Origin of the sequence: Nocardioides oceani (assembly GCF_030412965.1) — a bacterium.
GTDB classification, from domain to species: Bacteria; Actinomycetota; Actinomycetes; order Propionibacteriales; family Nocardioidaceae; genus Nocardioides; species Nocardioides oceani.
In genome coordinates, this window is sequence record NZ_JAUHJQ010000267.1 from 1 (window position 1) to 222 (window position 222).

Consider the following 222-nt stretch of genomic DNA (forward strand, 5'->3'; position numbering starts at 1 on the left):
GCCGGCCTTGCCGGAGAGCACGAGTGCCTCGGCGACGGCACCCTCGGCGGCCTCGACCTGCTCCTGGTACGTCGCCAGGTCGCCCTGCGCGAGGGCCGCCGCGGCCGCGGCGAAGGCGTCCACGGCGTCGGCGAGCAGCTGGGCGATCCGCGCGGCGCGGGTGCCGGGCGGCGCGCCGCCCGGGTCCTCGCCGGCGGCGCCACCCGCGCCCCCGGGCCCACC

1 protein-coding gene is annotated in these 222 nt (G+C 82.9%); it reads right to left on the reverse strand.

Annotated elements, in window-relative coordinates:
• Positions 1–222, reverse strand: a 222-nt coding sequence (locus QWY28_RS24025; protein ID WP_300955406.1) for a hypothetical protein, incomplete at both ends; no start/stop codon positions are given.